This window comes from Acinetobacter sp. 5862 (genome assembly GCF_024494585.1).
Lineage (GTDB): Bacteria > Pseudomonadota > Gammaproteobacteria > Pseudomonadales > Moraxellaceae > Acinetobacter.
Genome location: NZ_JANHGP010000062.1, coordinates 75,660 through 102,400, shown reverse-complemented (window position 1 = coordinate 102,400; position 26,741 = coordinate 75,660). Strand labels below are relative to the sequence as shown.

At 39.9% G+C, this 26,741-nt stretch carries 21 protein-coding genes and 2 pseudogenes; 12 read left to right on the top strand and 11 right to left on the bottom strand.

Going from position 1 to position 26,741, the window contains the following annotated elements; translation table 11 throughout:
- The 3 genes and pseudogenes from NO346_RS12565 to NO346_RS12555 all read left to right on the top strand — a co-directional run.
- A partial coding sequence (locus NO346_RS12565; protein WP_031977624.1) for an IS30 family transposase occupies positions 1–362 on the top strand: 362 nt, incomplete at its 5' end.
- 6 nt (positions 363–368) lie between these two features.
- Positions 369–497: pseudogene (locus tag NO346_RS12560) on the top strand (MBL fold metallo-hydrolase); the annotation flags it as partial.
- A 1-nt stretch (position 498) separates the two neighbouring features.
- Positions 499–1,086: a dual specificity protein phosphatase family protein gene (locus tag NO346_RS12555; RefSeq protein ID WP_256415374.1), complete on the top strand. Its 588-nt coding sequence runs from the start codon at positions 499–501 to the stop codon at positions 1,084–1,086.
- Positions 1,087–1,240: 154 nt separating this feature from the next.
- Here the strand turns inward: NO346_RS12555 and NO346_RS12550 are convergent, their stop codons facing one another.
- The 5 genes from NO346_RS12550 to trpA form a co-directional block, all read right to left on the bottom strand.
- On the bottom strand, positions 1,241–2,176 hold the full coding sequence (locus tag NO346_RS12550) for a hypothetical protein (RefSeq protein WP_256415373.1): 936 nt from the start codon (positions 2,174–2,176) through the stop codon (positions 1,241–1,243).
- Positions 2,177–2,264: 88 nt separating this feature from the next.
- Entirely contained in the window at positions 2,265–3,371 is a 1,107-nt protein-coding gene (locus NO346_RS12545; RefSeq protein WP_256415372.1) for an SPOR domain-containing protein, read from the bottom strand.
- Positions 3,362–4,648 (bottom strand): bifunctional tetrahydrofolate synthase/dihydrofolate synthase, encoded by a 1,287-nt coding sequence (folC, locus tag NO346_RS12540; RefSeq protein ID WP_256415371.1) that lies wholly within the window; start codon positions 4,646–4,648, stop codon positions 3,362–3,364. Before folC ends, NO346_RS12545 begins: the two co-directional genes overlap by 10 nt.
- Positions 4,645–5,541 (bottom strand): acetyl-CoA carboxylase, carboxyltransferase subunit beta, encoded by an 897-nt coding sequence (accD, locus tag NO346_RS12535; protein ID WP_256415370.1) that lies wholly within the window; start codon positions 5,539–5,541, stop codon positions 4,645–4,647. Before accD ends, folC begins: the two co-directional genes overlap by 4 nt.
- Positions 5,538–6,341: a tryptophan synthase subunit alpha gene (gene trpA, locus NO346_RS12530; RefSeq protein ID WP_256415369.1), complete on the bottom strand. Its 804-nt coding sequence runs from the start codon at positions 6,339–6,341 to the stop codon at positions 5,538–5,540. The genes accD and trpA overlap by 4 nt, the downstream gene beginning before the upstream one ends.
- Before the next feature lie 323 nt (positions 6,342–6,664).
- On the opposite strand from trpA, the gene NO346_RS12525 reads away from it, so the two are divergent.
- Positions 6,665–8,476 carry a serpin family protein gene (locus tag NO346_RS12525; protein ID WP_256415368.1) on the top strand — a complete coding sequence of 604 codons (1,812 nt, stop codon included), beginning with the start codon at positions 6,665–6,667 and terminating at the stop codon, positions 8,474–8,476.
- 48 nt (positions 8,477–8,524) lie between these two features.
- Here the strand turns inward: NO346_RS12525 and NO346_RS12520 are convergent, their stop codons facing one another.
- Positions 8,525–13,681, bottom strand: coding sequence for a YDG domain-containing protein (locus NO346_RS12520; protein WP_256415367.1), 5,157 nt, complete (start codon positions 13,679–13,681; stop codon positions 8,525–8,527).
- Between the two features lie 27 nt (positions 13,682–13,708).
- Complete coding sequence (locus NO346_RS12515) at positions 13,709–15,412, bottom strand: ShlB/FhaC/HecB family hemolysin secretion/activation protein (protein WP_256415366.1); 1,704 nt, start codon at positions 15,410–15,412, stop codon at positions 13,709–13,711.
- Between the two features lie 158 nt (positions 15,413–15,570).
- On the opposite strand from NO346_RS12515, the gene NO346_RS12510 reads away from it, so the two are divergent.
- The 7 genes from NO346_RS12510 (at position 15,571) to NO346_RS12480 (ending at position 22,742) form a co-directional block, all read left to right on the top strand.
- Positions 15,571–17,514, top strand: a complete 1,944-nt coding sequence (locus tag NO346_RS12510) for a S8 family serine peptidase (RefSeq protein WP_256415365.1) — start codon at positions 15,571–15,573, stop codon at positions 17,512–17,514.
- Between the two features lie 83 nt (positions 17,515–17,597).
- Positions 17,598–18,188 (top strand): DUF4384 domain-containing protein, encoded by a 591-nt coding sequence (locus tag NO346_RS12505; RefSeq protein ID WP_256415364.1) that lies wholly within the window; start codon positions 17,598–17,600, stop codon positions 18,186–18,188.
- A 74-nt stretch (positions 18,189–18,262) separates the two neighbouring features.
- Positions 18,263–18,985 carry a hypothetical protein gene (locus NO346_RS12500; RefSeq protein WP_256415363.1) on the top strand — a complete coding sequence of 241 codons (723 nt, stop codon included), beginning with the start codon at positions 18,263–18,265 and terminating at the stop codon, positions 18,983–18,985.
- A gap of 114 nt (positions 18,986–19,099) precedes the next feature.
- On the top strand, positions 19,100–19,714 hold the full coding sequence (locus NO346_RS12495; RefSeq protein WP_256415362.1) for a sigma-70 family RNA polymerase sigma factor: 615 nt from the start codon (positions 19,100–19,102) through the stop codon (positions 19,712–19,714).
- Between the two features lie 87 nt (positions 19,715–19,801).
- Positions 19,802–20,824 (top strand): DUF4384 domain-containing protein, encoded by a 1,023-nt coding sequence (locus NO346_RS12490; protein ID WP_256415361.1) that lies wholly within the window; start codon positions 19,802–19,804, stop codon positions 20,822–20,824.
- A 26-nt stretch (positions 20,825–20,850) separates the two neighbouring features.
- Positions 20,851–22,230: a caspase family protein gene (locus NO346_RS12485; RefSeq protein ID WP_256415360.1), complete on the top strand. Its 1,380-nt coding sequence runs from the start codon at positions 20,851–20,853 to the stop codon at positions 22,228–22,230.
- Between the two features lie 2 nt (positions 22,231–22,232).
- A complete protein-coding gene (locus NO346_RS12480) occupies positions 22,233–22,742 on the top strand; it encodes a DUF4384 domain-containing protein (protein ID WP_256415359.1) in 510 nt (169 codons plus the stop codon).
- 50 nt (positions 22,743–22,792) lie between these two features.
- Here the strand turns inward: NO346_RS12480 and NO346_RS12475 are convergent, their stop codons facing one another.
- Entirely contained in the window at positions 22,793–23,362 is a 570-nt protein-coding gene (locus tag NO346_RS12475; RefSeq protein ID WP_256415358.1) for an OmpA family protein, read from the bottom strand.
- Between the two features lie 233 nt (positions 23,363–23,595).
- Between NO346_RS12475 and NO346_RS12470 the strand changes: the two are divergent.
- Positions 23,596–23,958 (top strand): annotated as a pseudogene (locus NO346_RS12470) (transposase); the annotation flags it as partial.
- Between the two features lie 187 nt (positions 23,959–24,145).
- On the opposite strand, the gene NO346_RS12465 reads toward NO346_RS12470, so the two are convergent.
- From NO346_RS12465 to NO346_RS12455, 3 genes are read right to left on the bottom strand one after another with little or no spacing between them, the layout of a single operon-like run.
- Positions 24,146–24,268: a hypothetical protein gene (locus NO346_RS12465; protein WP_256415357.1), complete on the bottom strand. Its 123-nt coding sequence runs from the start codon at positions 24,266–24,268 to the stop codon at positions 24,146–24,148.
- A 23-nt stretch (positions 24,269–24,291) separates the two neighbouring features.
- Positions 24,292–25,806, bottom strand: coding sequence for a caspase family protein (locus NO346_RS12460; RefSeq protein WP_256415356.1), 1,515 nt, complete (start codon positions 25,804–25,806; stop codon positions 24,292–24,294).
- Between the two features lie 31 nt (positions 25,807–25,837).
- On the bottom strand, positions 25,838–26,731 hold the full coding sequence (locus tag NO346_RS12455) for an OmpA family protein (RefSeq protein WP_256415355.1): 894 nt from the start codon (positions 26,729–26,731) through the stop codon (positions 25,838–25,840).
- Between the last annotated feature and the right edge of the window lie 10 nt (positions 26,732–26,741).

Sequence of the window (26,741 nt, the reverse complement as noted above, 5' to 3'; positions counted from 1 at the left end):
AGGCTTTAACTGAAGCTCTGAAATATTTACCTGCAGAACTGCGTAAAACGTTGACCTATGACCGTGGACGCGAGATGGCAGAACATAAAATACTTGAAGAAGATTTAGGCATAGATGTATATTTCTGTGACCCACATTCACCCTGGCAAAAAGGCACATGCGAAAATATGAATGGTTTAATTAGGCAATATTTACCTAAAGGGATTGATTTAAATCAGGCAGATCAGCATTATTTAAATCAAGTTGCCATGTCACTGAATACTCGTCCTAGAAAAGCGTTAGATTGGCTTACACCATTAGAGAAATTTGCTCAGCTTGTTGATTATCATAAGACTTTTCAAACTGTCGCACCTCATGTTTGAATTCGCCGTTTATTGGCAGAAGATAATCGACAAAGGTTACATAACCTTAAACAGTTACAATATCTGGCTCAACATGAACCGAGTATTGAGTTAATTTGTGCGCATGATCCTGTTGAATTTGATCGTTATCAATAATATGAAAAAAGCGCTTATCACTGTTGTTCTTTTATCAACGCTTAATGTTTCTGGGTGTATGCAACACTCAAGTTTAGAAAAAAACCAACGTCCTCAAAATTGGGGAACTCTTATTTCTAATAGCTATAATTTTTATCAAATTAGTTCAGATGTTTTTCGTAGCGAACAGCCAAGTATTGATTTGATCCCAAGCCTTGAAGCTCATCAAATTAATACGGTTATCAATTTGAGAGCTAGAAATGAAGATGCCAAAGTTTTAAAAGATCAGCCTTTTAATCTGGTACACATTCCAATCAATACTTGGGCAATCAATCGTAAAGACTTGTTAGAAGCAATGCGTGTTATTCAAACTGCTAAACAACAAAACCAGAAAATCTTAGTGCATTGCTATCATGGCTCAGATCGAACTGGTGCCACAATTGCGATGTATCGAATTATTTTTGAGCATTGGGCAATTGAAGATGCGGTTAAAGAAATGAAACAAGGAGGATACGGCTATCATATCATTTGGAAAAATATTGACCATCTTTTCACCCCTGAAAATGTAAAATGGATTCAACAACAACTTTCGAATCCAGCACCTATTTAGTTTGCGAGATGAGCTTTAGATTAAATCCAATTTTTAGAGAGATAAATGTTGGACGTGTAAGATTTGTTTCTTTAATTTTTGGGTTTTATGCATTTTTTATTGGGCTTTAAAAAACCTAATTTTATAAGCTGAATGGTAACCTAAGAAATACGAACTAAGCTGAAGAATTGGCAAAAACAGAGTTGCTAAGTAATATTTTAAAAATTTCAGAATCACCACCATCGCTATCCGTGACCAATAAAAATACCTCACCATCAGATGTCGACTCTAGCCATATAATTCCTTCTACTTTAATAGCAAGAGTTTGTCCTTTAGAATCCTGAATCAGATGTGTATATAAAATTTTTCCCTCAGGCGATAACACCAAAATAAAACTGCCTAGCACCGCGCCATCATCATAAGTATTTAATGTTTGCTCAACCGCAGCAGTGGCAACAATTAGATTTTTCTCCACAAAAAAATAAGCATCAGAAATACCACTTGCTGCCCCTTCAAGCTCTGGTAATGTCAGATTGAATGATTTTTTGAGCGCACATTCTAATGATTTTCCATTTTGAATCTGTATTAAATCAAAGACTAAAACACCATGAAAACGATTGATATTGCCACGTTGAAAAATGTATAAATTGTTTTGATCTGAACAAACTGCTTCTATATTGAGATCAGCGCCACCAGTCAACGCCAAACAATGTTCTAAGAAATCATAATCCGAGGTATCAAGTAAAACATGAACCTGATGATCAGCTGGATTATACAATAATGCTTTTTTTCGATTTTCTGTAGAACCTGAACCCATCACTAGTAACTGAGGTTGTCCGTCAAAGCGAATACAGCTAAGCGCTTCAAAGTCTGGTTTAGTTTTTTTACTAAATACCGTTAGTGTCGTATGCTTAGGCTGTTCAAATAATGGAATTTTTTCAAAATTAGTCGCACGATTGATGTTATTTTTTCGGTCAGTTTTGAGTAAGTAACCCACATCATCTCCAACCAAGTAGAGATCATCCCCCACACAAGCCGCGCCAGAAAGTGCACTAACACTCGAATCCTCTGAAAATATAAAGTGTTCTAATATCTTAAAGCCGCTACTCATCTTGTACTCACTGCCCGCAGAAATAGAACACTTGTAACAAGGTCAAAACCAGACGCTTTCCAGCTTTGATCTCGTCGTTTATCTTTTGTTATCGCTGATCAAGTGGAACCCAATCAATCACCCACGCTGATTTCATATTTAAACTTTCATCAGAGGTAATTTTTTTACGTGCTGCATCTGCAACATCTCGGTCCTTCGATGGTCCAACCATGATACGAATTCCTTTTGAAGTCGGGCTTGTTGTAACCTTATAACCTTTGGCACGCAATTTAGATACAACTGCATCTGCATTGGCTTGGTTGGCAGCCAATGCAACTTGTACCATCCACTTTTTATCTCCATTTTCCATGAGATCACGAGCCTTTTCAGCTTCGGCTTTTTTCTCAGCATCAGCTTTACGCTTTTTCTCGTCAGCCGATTTTTTCTCAGCTTCAGCTTTACGCTTCTCTTCAGCTGCTTTTTTCTCAGCTTCGGCTTTACGTTTATCTTCGGCAACTTTCTTGTCTGCCTCAACTTTACGCTTTTCTTCTAACGCTTTTTTATCAGCGTCAGCTTTACGCTTATCTTCCTCAGCCTTTTTTTCAGCTTCTGCCTTACGCTTCTCTTCTGCCAACTTTTTTTCGGCTTCAGCCTTGCGCTTGTCTTCCGCTAACTTTTTATCAGTATCACTTTTCTGCTGATCTGCTTTTTGCTGTTCTAATTTTTTCTTTTCATCTAATTTATTTTTTTCTTCGGTCGCTCGTTGTGTCTTAGCTTTATCATCTTCGCCAAGCTCTGGCGGAATGTTATCAGAGCTTTCCTGTTCGGCTGTACGGCGTGCATTAATTGCAGCGTATTCTTCGGCTGCTTTACGCGCAGCAGCTGCTTCAGCTTCTTGTTGCATTTTTAGAAAATCAGCTGCACGTGCTTCTTGTTCAGCAACGGCTTTCTCACGAGAACGGCGTTGTTCTTCAAGCAATCTTTTTTCTGTCTCAACATCTACGGCTAATGGTTGTAATGAAACCATTTCACCTTCTTGGGTCGATTGAGCTGTTTGAGTTTTAGGTTCTGTTTTAGCAATTGGGTGTGTAATTGCCGTTTGCGTTTTGTCATGCCCTATTTCGTCATTACCTTTAAGGAGTAATGCTGCCAATAAAACGCCTCCACCCAATAGAACAACGCCTCCCATCCAGCGTTGTTTGTTATTCATTGACATTGTTCTAAATACTCCCAAACCGCTTCTAAGGTATGAAACGATCCACAGACTAAAATCAGCTGATTGTTATTACTTTGCTTCAGCACATCTTCAAAGGCTTGCTGGATATTACCGTACTCATATACCTGTTGACCTTGTAATGCATCATGTAATTGATGCAATGGGGCTGCTCTAGGTACATTTAAACTAGCAATAAACCAATCTTTTACTGTTGTTTTTAGTAAATCGGTGACAGACGAGATATCTTTATCTGCCAACATTGAAAATACTGCGACAACATCTGTGTACTGTTTATTGTATTTTAAGAATTTTCGCAATTGATTCAATAAAAATTCGACGCCATGTGGATTATGTCCAGCATCAAAAATCACTGTTTTGTCTTGAATTTGCCGTATTTCAAAACGACCTTGCAAACGTGCTTGCTGAATACCTGTTGCAATCGCTGCCTGAGAGACCTCAATACCACTCACCAGTACCGCTGCAACAGCAGCCGAAATATTATCTAATGCAAGCTGACCGATTGGCAGTTTTAGCGTTGTGCCAGAGGATGCAAATGACCAAGTTTGACCATCGTCATTAAGTTGATAAAAATAATCTCGATTTAGCGCATATAGATCTGCTTGAGTTTCAGCTACTTTATCTTGAATCGCTTGGGGTAATTGTTGTTGACCCGCAAATACCACTGGAATATTCGGGCGAATAATCCCTGCTTTCTCAAAGGCGATTTTTTCTATCGTGTCACCTAACCAATCGACATGATCTAAACCAATATTGGTAATCACGGCAATATCAGGATCAATCACATTCACGACATCCAGACGACCGCCTAAGCCAACCTCAAGTACCCAGACATCACATTGTTTTAGTTTAAAAATAAGAAAAGCAGCCAAAGTGGTTGCTTCAAAAAAGGACAATGATAAATCACATTCTCGGCGGGCTTGGTCAACCAACACAAATGCATCAACTAAGCTTTGATCATCAACTTCAATCCCAGCAAGTTTTACCCGCTCATTAAAACGATAAATATGCGGTGATTGATATAAACCAACTTTATAACCTTGTGCATTTAAAATTGCAGCGAGTGTCGTTGTTGTTGAGCCTTTACCATTCGTTCCTGCCACAGTAAAAACTTTTGCTTGAGGTTGCATAACTCCCAACTTTTCAGCAACGGGAATTACGCGCTCTAAACCTAAATCAATGCCTGTAACATGAACATGGCCCCAATAATCGAGCCATGTTGTTAATGTATCTGTAGAATGTGGTGCGTCCAGTTTCAAGGTAAATTCATCAGTTTAGCTACGAGTCGATATACAGTATCACGTAATGCATGACGATGAACAATCTGATCGACCACGCCATGATCAAGCAAATATTCTGCACGCTGGAATGGTTCTTCTAACTTCTCGCGAACTGTTTGTTCAATGACGCGTTTACCTGCAAAACCAATCATCGCTTTCGGTTCCGCCAGATGGACATCTCCCAGCATTGCCAGTGAGGCGGTTACCCCCCCATAAACAGGATGGGTCAGTACTACCAGATAAGGCACACGAGCCTCTTTCATTTTCTGGATCGCCGCAGAGGTCCGTGCCATTTGCATCAGGGACAACATGCCTTCCTGCATACGTGCGCCACCCGAAGCTGCGAAACACACCAATGGTTGATGTAGATCAATCGCTTTTTCAGCCGCCTGTACAAAGCGATCACCGACCACAGTGCCCATTGAACCGCCCATGAATTCAAACTCAAAGGCACATGCCACCAAATCCAGACCTTTGAGCGAGCCCTGCATCACCACCAGTGCTTCTGATTCACCTGTTTTGTCCTGCGCCTCACGCATACGTTCTGGATAGGGTCTACTATCCACAAATTTTAGTGGGTCTTTGGCACTAAATTCCTGACCCAGCTCCGAGTTGACCTGATCAAAGAACCAATTCAAACGATCACGGGCTTTCATACGCAAATGCTCATCGCATTGTGGGCATACGTAGGCATTAAATGACATTGCCGTACGTGTTACTAAGGCATGACATTCAGGACATTCAATGGTTGGTTCCGTAAATGTTGCTTTGAATGTTTGTTGTTCATTCGCAACTTGAATACCAGGCACTTGACGCTCTGTCCAAGGCGTTGATGGGCTCAGAACCTTCCCTGCTGTTAATTCTTGACTCATACTAACTCATCGAGCGCGGCTCGAAGCTCCTTCACTTTATTCACCGTCTGTTGCACAGCTTCGTCTGCTGGCAATGTCGCAAAAGATTTAACGAAAGCACTTCCTACGATTACGGCATCAGCAACTTGACCCATTGCTTTTGCAGAAGCTGCATCACTAATCCCAAAACCAACTCCAACAGGAACGTTAGTCATGCTCTTAATTTTCGCAATACGAGCTGCTGCTTCAGAGGTATCTAGTGTTGCTGCACCTGTCACACCTTTTAACGACACATAGTAAACAAAGCCACTGGCTTGATTTACAACATGCTGAATACGTTTATCAGTTGATGTTGGTGCGAGTAAGAAAATTTGATCCATCTCATTTTGTTTTAAGACATCGCCAAATTGCTTTGATTCTTCAGGGGGTAAGTCCACCAAAAGTACACCATCAACACCACAATCTTTCGCATAAGCCACAAACTTTTCATAACCAATCACTTCAACAGGATTTAAATACCCCATTAAAACAATGGGTGTCGTTTGATCTTTTTCGCGAAATTCTTTCACCATATTCAAAGCATCGAGTGTGCTCGATCCACCTGCTAAAGCACGTTCAGCAGCTAAGGCAATTACTGGACCATCCGCCATTGGGTCCGAGAATGGCAAGCCCAACTCAACCACATCAACGCCTGCTTCAACCATTTGATGAAGCAGTGGAACTGTGACTTGTGGATGCGGATCTCCTGCCATAACATAAGAAACAAGCGCTTTACGGTGCTGAGATTTAAGCTGTTCAAAACGAGTGGCAAGACGTGACATAGGATTATGCTTTCCTTGATTTATATAAATTGAGGAGTTGTTTGTAGTCATACAAGAACACTGCATTGTAACGCTATTTTTTGTTCATTGAACAGAGTTTGACGTGATTGCAACAGTGAATGTTGCTACTTACAACTGCCCTGCTACATTTATCTATATTTTCAGCTTTTTCTCAATGATCAAAGCTTCCTAATTTCACGCTATCACTAAGACGAGTCATTTTTTTAAAGTTGCTTTAAAATTTTATTATTTTCTCATATAACCCGAAAGCTTTTTTGACTCGTTTAAACTTATAATTAAAAAACTCAGTCGAGACTATGATCATGCACCATTTCAATCTATCTTTAATTAAAAAATCTTTATTGATTGCATCCATCAGTTTATGTGCCCCAATGATTGAAGCAGAAGAAACTGCAACATCTACAACACCAACGACAGAAAATCCTCAAATCAATACCATAGTGGAACAAGCTCCTCCTGATTCAGCTTCTCATCTAAGCATGAGTCAAGCTGCCATCACGACGTTAGCGCAAAGCACGCCAATAGCAAAAAATAATGCCCAATTCCCACGATATAGCACAGCATTACAACAGGCTTTAAACCAGAAAGATCAAACACATTTAGACATTATGCTATATAGCCAACCTAAACAACAAAAACAACTCTTGGCATGGTTAAATAAAAACAAGGTTAAAATCCAGTCCCAAACAACTGAATATATTTTTGTTAAATTAACACCACAACAATTGATGAATGCCACTTTAGCCCAGCATCGTGCGTTAAAAAGTGCTGATTTACAAGCTCAACTGGCTGTTCCAGTCGTCACCAATCAAACCGAAATTACTCAGCCCACCACATTGGAAAAGCAACCTACAACAGCTCAAGAATCTATACCAGCACCTGTAAACTTATGTGCAAAACAGAATCTCAATCCAACTGAGAAATGTGTTCAGACAGAACTGGATGCATCTGGTGAAGTGATTAGTCAGACAGCCATGAGCCTCGCAATACTCGACAGCTTATCCAAACACAATAAAAAACAAAATTTGATATTTTCCCCTCAAAGTCTAGCGGAAAGTGGTTTGGCTTTATTATTGGCAAGTTCTAAACCAACTCAATTAGTACGTCCAACTTGGTTTTTACCGCAATTCCAAAATACATCACAATTTGAGCAACTGCATTTAGCAACATATAGCCCAAGTTATCAATCATGGAATCAGACTTGGTATAATCAACAAGCTAAAGTTCAAACAAAATTTGTTGAGCAATATCAAAGAATCTTACACGGTTCAATACAAACCATTGATTTTAACAATGCCCAACAAGCTGCTGCTCTCATTAATCAGGATATTGCGGAAAAAACTAAACAACATATTACCCAATTACTGGATGCGACTGATGTTCAAAATGCGCAAGTGGTTTTAACTAATGCAGCTTATTTTAAAGCTCAATGGCAAATGCCTTTTGAGGACTATAAAACGGCACTACAAACTTTTAAAAATGCCAATCAAAAAACCGTCTCTGTAGCAACCATGAACAATACCCTCTCTGTATCATCCGCACAGGCACAAAATTGGACAATGGTAAATTTGCCGTTCCATGATGGGCAAACCCTATTATCATTATTATTACCCCCTGAAAAAACCCCACTTGCCTTGCCAACAACACAAGTGTTATATCAACTTGATCAGGCTCAACAAACTCAAAAAATTGATCTCGCCTTACCCAAAATTAAACTCACTGGCGATAAAATTAATCTAACCCAACTGTTCCCTAACATTTCCACTTGGCAGCTTGATCAGTTACTGATTGATGACCAGGTCAAACAACTTAAAGGTTTACATCAAGCCACAATTGAATGGGATGAACAAGGGGCAGAAGCCGCAGCAGCAACTGCGGTCATTGGTAAACGTTCTTTGGCTGCCAATATTCCCCAAATCAGCTTTAATCGTCCTTTTGTTTTCTTGGTACGTGATCAAAAACAAGTGTTATTTTCAGGTGTTGTCCGTCAACTGGAAGCAGCCAAAACAGCTGTGAAAGAAGAAACAACCCCAATAAAAACGCCTACAACAGCACCCTCTGCAATAGAACCAACAACTCTAACATCTACACCAGAAGATCATTCTCACCACTAAAAGAAAATGGGCAGTATCTGTAACACTGCCCATTTTTTGATGCCTACATTATTTCAAGAATAAATATTCTCCGCCTGCATTATGTCTAGCCGATGGCAATGCCCCGTAAGTTGGATATTGTTGATAACGACTGGTAATACCTTGATAAATAAATTTATAGGCATTTTGCCCACGTAACTCTTTCTCTATGTCCATTTTATTAAGCTGAGCAATAAAAGCATTTGCAAATGGTGATAAACCATTATTCGCATATTTATCCTGATCTTGTACCTTTTCTTCACTACCAGAGGTCATCACCATAACTGAACGGCGTTTCAATACTGCATTGCTCGGTAATTCAGGTTCACGTTGTAAGGCTGTTTCATAGCTTAAACTGCCTGAAAAACAGCTATCAGATACCAGTAAAATTTGTTTAGCTTTAATTCCACTGATAAAATTGGCGATATCGATACTTGACATCCATGTTGTTTCAGGGCGTTTACCATTTTTTCTCTTTAAACTGGCATCAACAGGAAACCAATATCCCACCGAAGACTGGCTTTGAACTGTACCATGTCCTGCATAGTAAATCAGAACACTATCATCTTCACCACTATCTTTAATTAGTTGATTTAAAGCTGTAATCATTTGTTCACGAGTGCCATCAACCACTGCTGTTGTCGTATAGCCTTGTGCTTTCAGCATCTGTTCTACTGCTTTTTGATCTTCGTAAACTCCTGATAGCTTAGCTATATGCTGGTCAGTATAAGTTCCATTGGCAATAATCAAAGCTCGTTTAGTTTGAATTGGGGTTGCAGGTGTCCCATCATCATCACGAGGTTGTTCTTCAGTCTGAATTACAATTTTCGGTTTTAGAATACAGTTTTTAGCAACTTCTTCTGTATCTTTACTATCACATTCAGCAACAGTAGCAACTAATAATGGTTCATTCGTCCCACAATCTTCACATACAGGAGATACAGGTGGTGACGGAGGTAGTGAGCATGTTCCCAGTACATCACAACTAACTTGAATATTTTCTGGATTAATATTCGCTGTTGTCATTGCAGTATTATTGCTTAAACGATAATTACTTGCATCCGCTCCGCCTAAACGAATCCCTGTAATAGTCACTATTTTATTTGTGCCTATATCTTTATTCTTAAATTGCCCTGACGCAGTAGCAACATTGAGATCATCTCCTGCAACCATACTGTTAAACTGAGCAGCATTAGTGTTTAATGTTGCATCGGTTGTGCCATCGTAGGTTTTATCATTCGCTGTAATCCCTGTGACGTTTTGTAGGATCGCCTGATTAATCTGCAATGCCCCATTCACCAGTGTTAAATCATAATTTTGGTCTGTGCCTGAGACTGTATTACGATATATTCCTGCATTTCTTGCTGTTGCACCTGTGGCAGTGACACCTGTAAGTACAGCTTCTATCTCACCATTGACCAAGCCTGTTGCAGTAAATCCGTTTACATTTTGATTTTGACCATTGTAAACCGTACTCAAACTATTGCCTGTCACGGTTGCTGAAGCTTTACTGATATTGGCTGTGGTGCTTGCAGTATTACTTAGCAGATTGTAATTGGCTGCATCTGTGCCATCTAAAGCAATCGCTGTAATATCAACAGCTTTGTTTTGTCCTGCATTTTTATCTTGGAACTGACCAACTGCATTTGCAACTATTAAATTATCTCCTGAAATCATGCCTGTATATTGCGCATTGCCCGTATTTAAAGTTGCATTACGTGTACCATCATAGACGCGGTCATTGGCGGTAATCCCTGTGACATTTTGAATATTGGCTTTACTGATATTCGCTGTGGTTGTTGCAGTATCATTGACCAAATTATAGTTTGTTGCATCTGTGCCACCCAACGCAATCGCTGTAATATCAACCGCTTTATTTTGTCCTGCATTTTTATCTTGGAACTGACCAACTGCATTGGCAACCGTTAAATTATCTCCTGAAATCATGCCTGTATATTGCGCATTGCCCGTATTTAAAGTTGCATTACGTGTACCATCATAGACGCGGTCATTGGCGGTAATCCCTGTGACATCAATAGCTTTAGGGGTAATCCGATTTGCAACTCCTATGTCTGCAACTGCTGCCTGCATCATTGCACTTATAAATTGATAGTTAGCAACATCATTTCCAAACAATATATAATCAAAAACGATTGGTTTTGCAGTTCCTACATTTTTATCTTGAAAGCCAATATAACCACTGATTCCTATATCATCCCCTATCACTTGATTTTCTAGACCAAAATTAGAATTAATATTGGTTGTACCATCATATTCACGAATAAAGCCATTTACATCTACTGTACCCATTAAAAACCTAGGAGTGATTTCACCTTGATTAACTGCTTGACTGACGGTGACATTATAGTTATCACCACCATTACCATCATTGATAATAGGATTTATTACATTTAATGTACGAGTACCTGCATTTTTACTATCAAACTCTTGTGTAGCTGTAACCGTATCACCTGTTTGTACACCTGTGATATTGACGATACCAGCAGAAATTGTTGTACCATCATAAACTTTGCTGTCAGCTACAGCATTCAATGTTAAGGTTGCAGGAGTGATTTTCAAAGTATTTGGATTATTTGAAGTATTATTGACAACTGAAACATCATAACCAAGCTGATTATCTGAATATAAATCCTGGCTAAATGTCGCCATATATGAACCGACATTACGACCACTTGCTGATATCGTTGCATTATTCTCAAACAATTTACCCTGTGCAGATAAATCAGAATAAGAATAAATAGCTGAAAAGTTGCCTACTTGAACATTTCCATTATAGACCTGTGTAATATTGTTATTTGGTAAGGCATTGACTGTTACTATTACAGGTCTTAAAAAACTTCTTAATAATGGTGTGGTATGTCCCTCATAAATCCGCCATGTTGCATCTGTACCACCTTGTGCATCAATATCTGTCCCCCAGTTAGAAAAGCTTGCAGCTTGTTGCATTTGAGTTGTGGTTAAACCTGTGGCAATCGTTGAACCATTTTCCAAACCTACAGCATTGCTTTGACTTGTGGTTTCAGTGTTCCAATATCCGTTCGTAATAGACCCTTGATTCGTACCAACTAAACCGCCCAAATTGCTTGTTCCTGTCACCGCACCTATCGCATAACTATTACTCATTTTTCCTGTGTTATCACCAATCAAACCACCAATTCCACCAACACCATTGACTACCCCAGTCGCATAAGTATCTGCTATTGTTCCCCCATTATTACCAACTAAACCGCCAATAAAATTCGTCCCACCCACATTACCTGTCGCATAACTGTCATAAAGACCTTCAACATTTACACCAACTAAACCACCAACGCCACCACTTCCAAAAACATTCGCTTGTGCATAACTATGACGAATATCTCCTGATAATCGGGTAGAAATACCATTATCTACTACATAATAAGAATCAGCGAGACCAACTAAGCCACCAACATCAATTAAACCTTTAATATCACCCGTCACAAAACTATTATTTATTGCTCCAACATGATTTCCAACCAAACCGCCAACTGTATCTTGACCTGTAATATTTGTATTCATTAGACCAATATTACTGATTTTTCCAAGTATATTTGATCCAATCAATCCAATATTATTTTCTGTTGGTCTATTGATAGATAAATCTGTTATTGTATGACCTAAACCATTTAAATTTTGGTTATTTAATAACAAAGGTTGAAAACCTGTGCCATTATTCCAAGTTAATGTTGCAGCAGCATCAATATCTTTTCCTAGTGCATAATGTCCTAAATAATTTGTTCCCCATATACCCTGTAAATCAGTATTGGTCGTACTTCCCTCAAGTCCCAGATCATTAATAACTCGATAACCCTGACCATTTATCGTTAGTAAATTATCTCCAACCTCTTGGAAATTCACTTTTCCAACAAAATCATTTTCACCCATAGCCATTTTGACTGTACCATTTGTACCTGTATTCAGTGCTAATGTACCGCCACCACTCACATTCATTTCAGCATTCACATGAATATCATTGTGAGCCGTTAATGTGAGTTCATTTGCCGCCCACGAAACAGGAGCATTCACATAAATATCACCCTGTTCTGTGCCTGTACTACTGGTTGAAATTGCAACACTGGTATTGTTTAAGTTATTTTCTAAAGTCGTTGCTCCAATTCCACTTACAGTTTGTGCGTCATTGCCTGCAGCAATGGTAAAATCAGTTGGGTCAATCAACCATGTCCCTGTATTGCCCTGTGTTGCTTTGGTTGTGACTTTAGCTTGATCAGTAATCTTGACCTGTGCTGCACTGGTTTCAATAAAACCACCATGTCCACCATTCGGTGCAGATGCATCTAACACACCATCTAGAACAGTTTTACCTGTTTTTGGTGCAATACTTTGTCCCTCATAGCCTGCAACAAGGTAAATTTTACCTTCTTTGTTTAAAATACTTTGTGCTTCTGCAATCCCTGTATGTTGAATATGACTGTCTGTACCCGATGCAAATAAATCCAGTTGACCGCCTGTTGCACTGATTTTACCGCTATTCTGGATTGCCCCACTGGTTTGTCCTGCCTGTAGTTCGGTTTGAATCAGACCATCAGCCGTGATATTGACCCGAGTGCTTTGACCTGCTAACAGTTGAACTTGCCCTTGTTCGGCTTGAATTGTTCCCATATTGTCAATTTGACGACTAGATAACACAATCTGCCCACCCTGTGCAGCAGTAAGATTACCCTGATTGACAATCGTACCATCAGTACCGTGTTGTAATACGCCCTTACCCTGTAAAAACTCATCATCACTCAGCGTTGCTGTTGCAACCACTAGACTCCCCGTATTGACCTGAGCCGTTGGGCTAAACAACACCCCATTTGGATTAAGCAAATAGACTTGTCCATTGGAATTGAGTTGACCTGCAATTTCACTCGAGCCATTTAGCACACGGTTTAAGGTTGCCGCCTGAGCATTAGGTTGTTGAAAAGTCACACTGGCTTGCTGACCGATATTAAAACTATTCCAGTCAATCACAGCTTTTTGGCTTTGCTGCTGAATTTGCATCTGGCTCATAGATTGTTGAATCTGGGCTTGTCCTTGTGTGACTTGTCCACCCGTTGGCAAAGCATTATTTGGAACAGCCAATGCTGTGTTCAGATATAGGCTGGCCATCACTGCCATAGAAATTGTATTTAAACGGAACATATCATTTTCCTCACTATTTTTTGTTATTTAGAATGACCAAGAACCCACAATCCAGCCACGTACCCGACTATCACGCCCATCACTGTCGTTGCCGTTGCTATCGCGCCCTGCATTTGAGCCAAGTTTTGCTGCGCCAATCAGTTGTAATTGCGCTTGTGGCACTGGTTGCCAAGTCAGCCCTAGACCTGCCCCCTGTAAGGTATATTGATTGTCTAAACCGATTTGCCACGGTTGAGCATTACGGCGTACATAGCCCACATCATAGAAAGCTTTGGTTTGCAATGTTGGCAAGATTTGATAACGGTATTCGGCTTGCAGCACTGTACCTAAATCACCCATCGCCTCTCCGTATGGATAGGCACGAATAGCAGATAATCCCCCCATACTGATTTTTTCACTTGAATCGAGGTTTTTATTTGCCCATTGTCCTTTGGCATATAAATACAAGTTCTGTTGTGGCGTAAAAGGATAATTCACTTGATAATCAAGCGTAGCTTTATAATAATCATCTGCAATATCCGCAGAGATTTGATCCAGTGCTTCATCGGCGGTTTGATGGCTGAGATCCGCATTTCCTGCTGTTAATTCAAGCTGTAAAAATTGATCAGTATTGCCTGACCAGGTGCCTTGTCCAATCAAAGAAATACTACTTAACCGTCGATCAGTAGTTTTTTGATTCAGTTGTTGATTGCGTCCATTCCAATATTTAGCTCGTCCACCTAGCCAAATACTCTGTTCACGTTGACGCTGTATAGTATAAAACGCATTGATACTTGCTTGAATGCTTTGCCCCTCAGCATCTAAAGGTTTAAATTCACAACAAAGTTGATAATCGCTATATTGTCCCTCAACACCAACACGCCATCCTGACAGGAAAGGGCGTTCATAACGCAGCAGCCATGAACGTTGATAATTATTCATCCATTGTCCTGCAAGCTGTAATTGGTCGGCATCAGAAAATGGGTGATAAATCGTCAGTGCAGTATTGTCCCGAAATACAGAAGTATAACGACTACCTGTATTATCGAATGTAATACTAGCAGTTGCATCTAATGGTTGAGCCACATCCAATAAAACATTATAGACTCCAAGCTGTGAGGTCGGTAATAGCACTACTTGGATGGGTTGGCGTAAATAATCAATGACTCGATAAGCAGTTTGTTCAAGTTGAGTCTGAGTGATAGCTGCACCTGAAGCTAGATATTGCTGTGCCAGTTCAATCAGTTTTTGCTCACTTTTTGTACCATTTAGCTTCTCGGAAACTTGATATTTCCCCACTGTACCTTGTGTAATATCAAGTCGAACTGTCTGATTTTGTATTTCTTGCAGCGGTATCCAAACGCGGGCTTTAATCAGACCATGCTTATTGGCTAACCATTGCTCTAATTGCTCCGTGATCTTTTTAAATTCAGATAAGCGGTAGTTTTTTCCTAGATATGGCGCAATAAAATCTTGCAGTTCGGTATCAGAAACTGTTTGTAAGTCATGTTTAAATTCAATCTGTTTAACAAAAATAATCCCTCGTTGCTCTGATACAGGCTGAATGTTTGAGACAGAGGCATCCGATTTGATTTCTGCTCGTTCAATATTGGGAGTGGGATTCTGACTTTGTGGTGGTTGGATGATCACACCTATGGGCGGCGTGGCTATTTCTGCGTAGCTATCAAAACTGAATAAACTTAAAAACAATAAACTCAATTTGAAAGTATGTTGTGATGAACAATGATGCACTGTTTTTCCCCTTTTTTTGTTATGTGGAAGACTTTCTCTTTTCTTATAAACGTAATATATCGCCTTTCGGGTTATTTTTTTCACATTAAAAAAATATTTAACCCGATTTTTTATTTTTCACGTTTATATCTACATCTTATTTTGGAACGATCCCTATCATGGCAACACTCATAAAAATTTTAGCCCTTGGCACAACAGTTTTAACATTAAATAGTGCAATTCACGCCGCTGTTTCCCCTCAATTCAGTAGTGAATTACAACGCTTTTTACAACAAAATCCACAGATTTTTAGCCACAGTAAGACCATTGCTGAAGCAAAGATCAGTGCAGATTTAAATCAGGTTTTAACTCAAGGTATTACCAAATCTATACCATCTATTTTAGTTTCCAAACATGGAACTATTGCTGTTCAAATACAAGCCATTTCAGGGCAAGGTTTATCTTTAGAACGACAACTTCGTTCGCAAGGAATTGAGGTACAGGCACGCATTAAAGACCAATTGTTTGTCAATGTGGCTCAGGCAAAAATCAAACAAGTCATGCAATCTTCTCAAGTCAAAAGTGCAGATTTACAAGGGATTCTGGAAAATAATCAAGATATGGCTGTAAGCGAATTGTTAAACCGTTTAGGTCTAGCAGACCAACAACAAGGTTCATCAATATCTCCCCCCCTCACATCTTATTCATCACCTAATACAACAAACTCTACTCAAAGTGAAGGCAATACTGCCATTGCCACCACAGCCTTACATCAAAAGGGCTTTACAGGCAAAGGTTTAAAAATTGGTATTTTGGATTTTGGTTATCGTCACTATACCAAGTTACAGACGCAAGGTATTGTTCCAGCGCCAAGTAAAACTAAGACTTTTGATAATGATCAAAATGCTAATGAGATTAATGTACAAGCCAGCAGTGAACATGGCACAGCTTGCGCCGAAATCATTCATCAAATTGCCCCTGATGCTGAGTTATATCTAGTTCAGGCAGGCAATGGTGATGGTCGTGCCTCTTCAGGTCAAGTTGCCGCAGCCATTGATTGGTTGATTGAACAAGATGTTGACATTATTAACTTCTCAGGTGGTGGACATCATTCTCAACATGATGGTACTTCAGCACTGGATCAAAAGGTCAGTGAAGCCTTAAATAAAAATATTTTATGGGTCAATGCCGCTGGCAATGAGGGTGAAAAAATATGGACTGGACAACTGCTTGATCGAAACCTTAATGGCTTGGTGGATATTGGACAATATGATGTACTAACTTTTGAAAAAAAACGCGATCCCAATACCATGATTATGCTGAATTGGGATGACTGGGACAGTTCTCGTCAAAATAGCCAGAATATTGATGTAGATGCCGTAATTCTTGCACAGGATAGCAATGGTAAAGTGGTCAAAGTTGCTGAAATCAATCAACCTCGTACCACCAATACCGCAGCTCGAAAAAGCCAGACGCTCCGTTTACCTGTTGGAAAATATGGTATCGCGCTACGCAGTAGCCAATCTGCTCCAAAAAATATCCGAGTTTATGTTGAGGGCGCACATTTGGATTTAGATCGACCTTATTCGAGTATTGCTATTCCTGCCACGTCTGCTAATGCTCTTGCTGTTGCAGCATGGGATGTGAAAACTCAACAGATTGCAGCCTATAGTAGTCGTGGCGCAACCGACGATGGTCGGGTCAAACCTGACGTAAGTGCACCTACCAATACTTTAAATGCCGCGTACCAAGCCAGTGGTGGTTCTCGTTTTGCTGGAACATCCGCAGCCGCACCGTATACCGCAGCTTTTGCTGCCTTAGTTTGGCAAGCTCTACCCAATTTAAATGCCACACAATTAAAACAGTTGATTATTCAAAAAGCCACCAATGCTATTGGGCAAGCTCCAAACAACAATGCAGGCTACGGTTTAATCAATGCAAATACATTTTTATCTAATGTCCATCTTACAACGCCATCTCATAACACACCCACACCACAACCAACGTTGATAGAAACACCAACGCCACAACCTGCACCAACGGAAACACCAGTATCCAATAGATCGTCTAGTGAACATTCTGATCAGGATGTACAAAATTTAATGAATCGTTTAGGGCTGTAAAAATTTTTTAAATTTTTAACCCGAATTGAAAATCCCATCGTTTATATAGACACACCGACTATTTTATTAAAAAGGAACATCCTATGAATACGTTTAAAAAGCTGATTGTTGCACTTTCATTAAGCAGTGTGATCTTGCCTGTTGCTGCCGAAACCATCAACGAGGCTGCGGTACGCATTCGTGAACGCCCTGTGACTGCTCCTGTATCAACTGCTCAACAAGACAACACTGTAAAAATTAATGTTACACCATTAAAATCAATTTATCGTGTGGGGGAATCAATCAAATTTAAAGTAGTTGGCCAACAATCTGACTATTATTTATATATCTTTAGCGTTGACCAAAACACGCAAAAAACCACTCGACTTTTACCAAACGCTAAAACAAAAGATAACTATCTTCGTAAAAATAAAACCTATACCATGCCAGGAACAGTGGATTTCTACTCAGATGCAGCAGGCGTTGAAAAACTTATTTTTATTGCTTCTCCTACCCCAATTAATCTCAATAATATTCCATCAGAAACAGTGGGGGCATTTGCCATCAATAATATGGATGATGTTGCGAATGCCTTTAGCAGCAAAGCAATTCGTATTCGTGAACCAGAATCAAATGCTGCACCAAGCAATCCACAAGCTGGGGTAAAAACGGTACAATTACAGATTATGCCGTAATCCCCTTGATCATCGCATCGCGGTCAGAACCTTACTTTTCAGTAAGTAAGGTTCAATACTCAAAGGAGTCTTTTATGTCAAATCAGCATCATGGATCAAAACAGGATATGATCTTGCAAGACCTCTTTGACAAAATGATCTCTGAAACAGATGTACCTGATGAAATTACACAAAAAATTCTGAATGCTGCTGCACAGCAAGCTCAGAAGAATCAAAAACAATCTGCTTTAGTACAAGATAGCGAAGTGATTAAGTTTCCTAAAAGCACGCCATCTGTACATCAGGGATGGTATCAACAATACTGGTTTCAGATTGCAGCAGCTATTTCATTTGTTGTTGTGGCGGCAAGTAGCTTTTATTTGGTAGAACATCAATCTTCTGATTCTCTCTCTGCTCAACAAACACCAAAGCAGCAACAAACGAGTCAGCCAAATCACTCAACACAAGCAACCGTTTCACCAAAAACAATTGACGTTGAACCCGTACAGCCTTATCAGGCAGCACAACAGCCCATTCAAACTGCGCCCGTTGAGTCTGCACCTGTCAAAAGCCCATCTGTGGATACATCAAATAGTTTAAATCGTATTCTGGCAAATAATCAGGCACAAATACACCAACAACAGACTAGAACGCCATCGACATCCCATCAGGCCGCGTTTGAGGATGCTCAATTACAACAGGCAACAATCACGGATGAACCTCAACAGTCTGAATCTCCAGAGATAACAGGACGCCCTCATTCACAAAATAACGATGCGGTAAAAAGAACTTTAGAGCAAATTCGGACTACACCTTAATCCATATTCCAATGTTTTTGCGATCAAGTGATTGACAAAATGAAGACTCGGTGGCAAAAATGTAGGAAATTGTCATCTTTTTTATCTAAGTAAGCATAAGGAGATGTTCGCCAGATGACATCTCTTATTACTTCGACGGATGAAGCACTCATGTTAGCGTTTGCTCAAGGAAGTCAAACTGCATTCACCGAACTTTACCAACGTTATCATCGTATGGTTTATGGTTATCTGATTGGACGCACTGCAGGCAATCAGACTACAGCCAATGAGGTCAGTCAAGAAGTCTGGTTAAATCTAATTCGCTATTCAAGTCATTACACCGTTTCTGCCAGTTTTAAGACTTTTTTATTTCGTATCGTCAATACTAAACTTATTGACCATTACCGTATTCAGCATGCTAGCCCAATATCTAAAAGTGTTGATATTGATGATTATTATGATATACAAGAAGAATCAGACCTGAGCAGTGGTTTAGGCAGTGACTTTGATAACCCTGAACAGATTGCCATTCGGGAATGTGAAGTCAATCAACTTAAACGAGCTTTGCAACAACTCCCTGAACATCATCGTGAAATTTTACTCAATAGTTTCGTCAAAGGCATGACTGTCCCCGAAATTGCAGCAGAACAAGGGATTCCTTTAGAACGTGCCAAAAGTCGTTTACGTTATGCCAAACAGGCACTGACTGAAGCGATTGCACAATTACAACAATCTAAAATCATTTCCTGAATTTTTTTATTTTTACTTAACCCGAAATCTAAACCTGATCGTTTATAACTATGTCACATACTTACTTTGTTATATAGGACTAAAATAATGAATAAATCTGTCAAACTTGTACTTGTTACCAGTACCATTCTCACCTCTATGGCATGGGCAGCAGTAGATCAGAATGCCAAAGCAATTGTAATAGCCGATCGCCAACCTGCACTCACCACCATTGCGCCTGTTATCGCACCTGTACAAAGCACTGCCCTTAATCTACAGGTGTCTACCGAAAAAGCCAGCTATGCGGTCAATGAGGCCATCCGCTTTAATGTTGTGACCAATAAAGATGCTTATTTGTATATTCTCAACGAATTGCCTGATCAAACCACTTTATTATTACCGAACAATAAGGATAAGGAAAATTTTGTTCGTGCCAATACCGTCAGTACATTCCCACGCACTTATAGCAATACCGTTGAATTTTACTCAGATGCTGTTGGCATTGAAAAAATATTGGTCATCGCCAGTGAAAAACCCCTTGATCTGCATCGTATTTTGACCCAACAAAAAGGGGTGTATCAAGTCGGACAGACAGAGAACCTAATCAATAACCTACAACAAAAGGCTATTCGTATTGTTGACCGTGATACAGGAACAACCGTGCAGGGCAATAACCCTGCCATCGTCAGTACACGTCTAAGCGTCCCTGTTGGCAATCCAGCAACCCCGATTATAACAACAGCTCCTACGCCTACCCCAAATATAGTTCCTATTGAAGCCACCACAATTGGTGCAAGTGTTGCACAACTTGCCACCAATCCGCAGGGCGTGCGCACCTTTATTGCTGCCGATCAATCAACCTATCGTACCAATCAGGTTATTAATGTCTCTTACGGTGCAAGTGATGAGGGTTATGTCACACTGGCACAGGTTTATCAAAACGGTTCCGTACAAATTTTAAATCGTCAACGTGCTGATCGTAAATTTATGCAGGAAAAAGTGGTCGCAAATCAAAATACCAAAGCACTTGTGGCATGGGTCAGTGCGATTCCACAAAATGAAGGTAGTGTTACTACACAAAGTCAAATCCCTCAAGGTGCTGCAATGATTAATATTTTAGTAATGCCTTAACTGAGCGGAATCATGGAGAAAATCAAATGAAAAAATCATGGTTAGCCCTCAGTCTGTTGATGTTAGGGGTATGTACAACACAATATAGTTTTGCTGCTGATCAGGCATTGATTGTTGGGGTCGGACAATACCAAAATCCGAGTGCCAACTTGCCAGGAATTGAGAAAGATGTAGCAATGGCACAACAATTGGTCGCTCACATGGGCTTTGAGGCCAAAAATATTAAACTGTTACAAGATCAACATGCTACCCGTGAACAGTTTCGGGCGGCACTAAAGCAACTGGCTCAAACCACACAACCCAATGATCGGGTCATTATCTATATATCCAGTCATGGTTCACAAGTCAAGGACACCAATGGCGATGAAGAAGATGGTTATGATGAAACCTTATATCTGCATGATGGTAACTTTGTAGATGATGAATTTGGCGAATTACTGGATAAAATCCCAAGTGAAAATATGGTGGTCTTGCTGGATGCCTGCCATAGCGGTACAGGCACAAAAGCACTTGCGCCGAATAGCTTAACCAGTACCAATACCATCCAGACCCGAGTAAAAGCATGGGATATTCCCATCCATGTGGTATCCTCAAAAAGTCATAAAAAGAATTTGAGTGTTGAGGCTGTCGATGCTACCGATGGACAACGTTATATTGCCATTGGTGCAGCACAAGACAATCAGTCTGCTCAGGCAACCTCTGAGGGCAGCATGTTTACCAAAGCATTGCTCACCAGTTTTGAAAATGCCCGTAGTAATAAACAGGACATCTCATGGCAAAATCTATTTGATGCCACCAGTCAGCAATTGGCACAAGCCTTACAGGGGGTTGACCCCTCTATGGCATTTCAACCGCAAATGACAGGTAGTCCAGCACTGTTTAGTAAAACCATCCGTTTTAATAGCGTCAATAGTAGTACCGCAAGCTATAACCCTTTGTGGCAAGAAACGCTGGATACAGTACAAAGTGCTGCCCAAAGCCTAAAAATTGAAGTACCAGACACACTGAAAAAAGGCGATAAAGTCAGCATTAGCATTGATGTTCCTCAAGCAGGTTATCTCAATGTCATCAGTATTAATCCAAATGATGAAGCTGAACTATTATTCCCGAATCAATATGCGCAGGACAATGCTGTAAAAGTGGAAACCATCCAAATTCCTCAAGCAGGCAAATTTGTATTACGAGCCAATCCCCCATTTGGTAAGCATTTAGTGGCTGCATTCCTGACCACACAACCGATTAATTTACAAAAAAATGCCTTGGGCAATCGGGATAGTAAAGGACAAATTAATAAGCTTATCGCTCAATTGCCACTTTCTAGCGTTCGTGCTTTAGGTCGTAGCAAAGACGAAAGTAGTGGTCGTTATATTGCTGGTTATCGAATTATTGATATTACGGAGAAATAAAAATGCGTACATTCAATCGTTTTTTGGCACTCGCCTTATTGTCCAGTGCCTTGATCACAGGTTGTCAGAGTTATCCAAGCAATAGCAATCATCATACTTTGGCAAATTTACATGCTCACCCACAAGCAGCGAAAGTGCAAGTTGAACTTTCAGCAAAAAGTTATCATTTAAATGACCCCATTCGCTTCCGTGTGACGAGCCAACAAACTGGACGGTTATGGATTGTGCAGGTTGATCCAGATGATCAGGCAACTGTTTTGTATCCACCCTCTTCGGCTGTTGATAATCGCATCAGTGCCAATCTTGCCACTGATTTACCCAATGCAAACTGGGCAACTGAGTTTAGAGCCGTTAAACCCACAGGTCGTAGTCAACTGGCATTTATTGTAACGCCTGAGAAATACAGTCTGGATGATATTTTAATGATTCGTAATGGTAAGCTGACAAAAACTGCTTTTGCCAGTGATCAATCATGGGCATTTACTCAAATGCCTTTAGTGATTTACCCGTAATAGAAGTGAATCACAATAAGTGTAAGGGTGGATGTAATCCACCCTTACACTTATTTAATTAAAACAAATTTTACCCGACGATTTTCTGCGGCAAGTGGATTTTCTTTATTTAATAAATCATCCGATGCACGTCCAACTGCAACCAGACGACCTGCTGCAATACCCTTTTGAATCAGTGCCTGACGGACTCTTTCTGCCCGTTGCTGTGATAACTTTTGATTCAGTTGATACTGTCCTGACTGATCAGTATGCCCCTCTATTAAAAACTGGTGACTTTGTAATTGTGGTGTTTGTAAGGCTTCGGCAATAGTATTGACCATGCTTTGCCCTTGTAGCGTTAAAGTAGATTTGTTGATTACAAACGGAATTGACAGATTAATCGCAGGGGGTGCAGTCAATACAGCACTTGTTGTATTTTCCTGTGGTGTTTCATCTTCAGCGAGCATAGCCTCGACATTAATATCTCGTGTCCCTGATGTTGAAACGGATGAATTGATCTGCCGCTGTTGTGGGGTCAGGGCTTTTACCAATTCAGCTACGCTAATGCTATTGTTTTCAGCATGTGCATAATTCATGCTAATAGCGAAAAGTAGTATTATTGCTATGCTGGACTTCATCATTTTTTTGCTCCTGAAGCGATAGAAATAGGTATCAAACTGACACTGGGTGGAGCCACCATTTGTGGGGTTTGTGCTTTATTCGGGTTTCGATATTACTGTACAATCAGGCTAGAACTTTCAAACCATTCTTTTAAATCAATCATTTGATTATGATTTTGATCAGTTTTAGGGTCTTTTAAACCATATAATAATGGCTTTGTTGCATAAAAGGAATTCATCCCCATAAAATTTAGATGAATACACAATCAAAAAGCCGCTACAAAACAACCAACTGGGCTGAGTACAATCAGGCTTTACGCCAACGGGGTGCTTTCACTATTTGGTTTGATCCCCAAATGCAATGGTATGCAATGCCTACAGGCAAAAAAGGATGTCAACCGACCTACTCTGATACTGCCATTCAGTTTGCCCTGACAATACGAAACCTGTTCCAACTGGCTTTACGTCAAACACAGGGTTTTATTCAAAGCCTCTTTCAACTCGCTCACCTCAATTGGAATGTTCCAGATTTATCAACATTGAGTCGGCGAGCAGATATACTCCAAACACGTCTACATAAATCAGCAAAAAAACCACAGGAAAGCCTGCATATTTTATAGCAAAGCACGCTATATAGACTACATTAATTTAAAACCAAGTATTAAGGCATCATATAACTCTAATCGTCAGGTAGTCGACTTGCAAATCAGAGTCGATATTTTGAATAAATTTACTCAACTCGGTACAGCCCAAACAGTCGCTGTTGCATAAATATCGGGAAGATAGACTGACTCATCTTTATTTTTATTTATGCAACAAAGCCATAATTAATGCTCGATTAGCAGCATAAACTTCTTGGTAATAACTGCCCAATATCAATAAGCCACTGATATAACATAATCGCTGTATTTTATTCATAATTGCCATGATTTAATCCCTAAAATAAAAAACTACTGACCATTACGAACAGCTCGAACAAGGTTATTGTTTGTTTTTAAACTAGCCCCACATGAAGAAGAGCCAAAAAATAAGCTCACGCTCCATGCAAGATGCTTGGAACCATCACAATCTGATGAACTAGACCAATAATCTTCCCATCCCACTTTCGTATTAGGAAAAATTTTAGTATCGATCGTAGGACGTTGTGAACCACTTCCACACTTGATATATATTGATTTAGCCCGCCCTGTTTTAGTTGTAGTTGGTATATTAGGCATACTTTCATAACCATCTGAACAATAACGAATGCTATTCAATTCTTCAATATCAGGTAAACGCCAGTCTTTATATCCCCCAAAACCTTCACGATTCATTTCTTCAATAGTTTTAAAAGCATTATCCCAACTATGTTTAGATGCCTCTCCCATACAAGTTGCTCCATCCCAAGTTTGTCCCAAACTACAACGCATCCAGAGCAAATTGGTTTTCGGATCACGCCACATGCCTTGTTGCATTAACTCACTATCATTTAAATGAGTTACAGTATTTTGTACAGGTAAAGTCAGTATTGGCTTTTTATCATCATCCAACATTAACGACGCATAAACAGGTGAATACTTTTGAATCCGTGTTTTGGCTAAAGCTTTAAAGCGTCCCTGTGGATATTGTTCCAGATAAGCCACATAACCCCGAGCTTCAGTTTCATTTTTAATACTGTCCCAAAACATCAGTTCAGCATCAGGTTTGTCAGTGGTTTTACTGTTTTGATTGACTGTAATGGTTGGATTAACAAAGTAGACATCGATCCGTAAATTTCCTTCACGGGTAGGCGATTGCTGTCCTTTGGTCATAACCTTGACTTCATCTGCCACTTCATCAAAAATTGCAAAAATAGATTTATCATTTTTACGTATCGCTTGAGCAAGTGCTTTGGCATAAGGGCTATTGCCTGTTGAACCATCCTGCGCCACTTTACCCGCTTCAGTTGCATACGCCACCAACAACCCCTGTCCACTTATCGGCGCACGGCTTAAACCTTTGGTGGCACTTTTAAAACCACTGTTCGGGCGGTCACGACAGGCATCCAGAATCACCACACGAGCTTTTGCCCCCTCAGTCGCACTGACCAGATCATCAGAACTTACCGCACTTAAACGTAAATCAGCCGCTTGCTCAATTTTGGCATCGGTTGCCAATAAATAGTTTTGCCGATTTTCTCCCTGTTGCCCATGCCCTGAAAAATAAATCACAGCGACATCCGCATTTTGAGCCGTCTGATTAAAGGCTTCAACTTCCCGATTTAAAGTCCGAATATCTGCATCTTTGACCAGTTTGACCTCATCAAATTTAAGATCATTTTTAAGAACATTTTGTAATAACACCGCATCATTAATCGGATTACTTAATCGATTTTCATATTGATACGTTGCATTACCAATCAGTAAAGCTACACGTTTGGCATGAGCCGTTGATAAGGTCATTACCCCTAGAATCAACACACACCCCATCATTATTTTTTGTCGCATAGGTTTTTTCCAGTTTAGTGTCTATCATCCATTATTTAAAAATAAAAGCCACTCGACGATTTAAACGATAATCCTGTTCAGTTGTGCCATGTGCCAGTAATTCTGTTTTACCTTTACCAATTGCCTGTAAATGCCCCTTTAATTGTGGCTGACTACGTTGTAACAATTGCACCACACTCTCCGCTCGTCTTTGTGAAAGTTTTAAATTATAGGCATCATCCCCTTGTTGATCGGTATGCCCTATCACCTGAATGGTCTGAAACTGACTATCTGCCAGACTTTTTGCGACCTGATCAAGTACCTGCATTCCCTCAATATTGGGCTGACTCTGATTAAAATCAAAAGCAATTTGATAACTAATTTCAGGGGCTTCAACCGAAAGTGTACGTTTGGTCTGTACAAAAGTTTGCAATTCCTGAGCATTGAAAGGCTGTGTTGTCATCTGGTCATTAAACTGCTGACGAAGCTGTTGATAACGTGGTACAAATTTTGCCAATTCAGATGACATTGTAGTATTAAAATAATCTTCCCTTAAATCATCCAGACTGAGTTGGGCATCTATACGTTGCTTTAATTGCAATTGTACCTCTAAGGTATTTAACGCAATTTCAGCCCGTTTATACTGTTGTACTTGTGCATTTAGTCCTGCGGAATAGGTCAACCCTTTCGCTGTTTTCCATACGGTCAATGCCTGAGAATACTGTCCTGCCTTTTGTAAGGTACTGGCATACGCCATTTGAAAATCAGCTACATGTGGGCATAAATCTACAATTTGTTTGGCTTTTTCAATCGCTAATTGTGGCGATGCTGCCGTTTGAATGGCTTTACTGGTATATAAAGTGATGGCTTGCTGGCAATCTTCGGCGTGGCTCACTGCACTAAATGTCATCACCAACCCAGTGAACATCAATATTGTTTTTTTCATTAGATTTTTC